Raw genomic sequence first — 1,988 nt, 5'->3', positions numbered from 1 at the left:
AGAGAATTTTTGTACAGTAACTTATAAAGTCTCAAAAAAAAGAACATCTAAAAAGATGCTCTTTCTTTTCAATTCCTTCTTATTTACTCTTTATCAATCCAGTGTCAATCAAAAATTCCTGTGCTACAACCGAAACATCTTTATGTTCCATTTCGACTTGATCTATCATTTCCATAAAATTCTTCTCATTTATCTTTTCAACTAGGCGATTGAGCAGCTTTGATATTTTCGGATAACGTTCTAATGTTTCTTTATCTATCACCGGCGTAGGATTATATGGGGGAAAAACATGCTTATCATCTTCCAATATAGTTAAATTGTATTCTTTTATATGGCTATCCGGTGCGACCCCTACGGCAGCATCTACTCTGGAGTCTTTTACAGCTTGGGGAAGGAGCATAGACTCGACGGAAATAATATTTTTTTTATCGATTGCAAAATGATAGATTTGTTGTACATGTTCCAAACCATCTTTTCGAACCAAAAATTCCTCATTAGTGGCCAATTTAATATCGTGTTTGTTAGCATATTTGACAAAATCACTAATCTTCTTTATTCTGTTTTGCTTTGCCAGTTCACTTTTTATAAGAATGGCCCACGTACTATTTAGGTCTAGACTTTTAAGCCATTTCACACCCTTTTTTTCATCCTCTTTAGAAACACTTTGAAGAGCTAATTGTGAATCATATATCGGTGGATGATGATGATAAAACACCCTTGCCGTATTAGGGTACTCCCAATATTGATCGATGATTCCTTCTTCGAGGGCAGCACGAATGTTTAAGCTGCCTCTAAAGCTAATCTCATTGACAGAAAATCCATTTTCACTTAATAGTAAAGATGTCATTTTCATAAGCATCCGCTGCTCGGTTGGAGATTTAGAGCCAATGGTTATTTCTGGCTTGGCTGAGGATTCCGGTGAACTACGTGTTATTTCTTTCTCCTCCTTTTCACACGAAGCCAGAATAAAAATGAGCTGGAAAAGGACCATGAATATAACCGTTCTGCTCATGGAGATACCTGCCCTCACTTCTCTGTCCCCATTTGTATTTTCTTGATTTTATAAACAAGTGTATGCCTAGCGATTCCAAGCATATCCGCAGCCTTAGAACGGTTTCCTTTCGTTGCTTCCAACGCTTTCTTAATTAATTGCTCTTCCACATTTTCTAAAGCTTTTTTTAAATTGACCTCTGACAGGCTAAACAGGGGGTCATCTTTTTGATCCAGGTTTTCACTGAAATAAAATAACTCTCGGTTTAAGTCCGATTCCTCAATTTTTCCATTCATTTTCAATATATGTAACCGTTCTAAGACATTCAACATCTCACGGATGTTCCCAGTCCATTCATACGAGGAAAGTAATTGGATCATATCTTCGGAAATACTTACATCTTTAGTATATTTCAAATTTAACGTTTCAATAGATTGTTTAATGATAATCGGAATATCTTCCTTCCGTTCTCGTAAAGGGGGGATTTCAACCTCGACTAAGTTTAATCGATAATATAGATCTTTGCGAAACTTCCCTTCATTAACTAACTGTTTGATATCCTTATTGGTGGCTGAAATAATCCGTACATCAACTTTACGGTAAGTATTACTCCCCAGTCTCATAAAGCTTTTCTCCTCAATAACATGGAGAAGCTTAGCTTGCATCGCTAAAGAGATTTCTCCTATTTCATCTAGAAATATCGTACCCTTATCTGCCGATTCAAATTTACCCACTCTTGTTTCAGTTGCACCTGTAAATGCTCCTTTTTGATAGCCAAATAATTCACTTTCTAACAGATTCTCAGGTATTGCAGCACAATTGATGGATACAAACGGCTTCTCACTTCTTTTGCCTCTCTTATGAATCCACTTCGCCATTGCTGTTTTTCCCACACCACTCTCACCAAGAAGTAGAATACTTGCATCAGTGTCTACTACTTTTTCAAGGAAATAGAAGATAGATTTCATTTTCTTATTTTCATAAATCAGTTCTTCCT

General features: G+C 36.3%; 2 protein-coding genes. Both read right to left on the bottom strand.

The features are described 5' to 3' along the window. Positions 1-79: 79 nt before the first annotated feature. Positions 80-1,012, bottom strand: a complete 933-nt coding sequence (locus V7659_RS18080; protein ID WP_335541177.1) for an ABC transporter substrate-binding protein — start codon at positions 1,010-1,012, stop codon at positions 80-82. 14 nt (positions 1,013-1,026) lie between these two features. Next, positions 1,027-1,988, bottom strand: a 962-nt coding sequence (locus V7659_RS18075; RefSeq protein WP_335541176.1) for a sigma-54 interaction domain-containing protein, incomplete at its 5' end; no start/stop codon positions are given.

This window comes from Neobacillus drentensis (assembly GCF_036966985.1).
Lineage (GTDB): Bacteria > Bacillota > Bacilli > Bacillales > Cytobacillaceae > Neobacillus > Neobacillus drentensis_E.
Note: the sequence above shows the minus strand (reverse complement) of the source record. Positions and strands in the feature narration are given on the sequence as shown.

Coding starts and splice junctions, on each gene's coding strand:
- V7659_RS18080 (WP_335541177.1), bottom strand. CDS start 1,012: ATGAGCAGAACGGTTATATTCATGGTCCTTTTCCAGCTCATTTTTATT.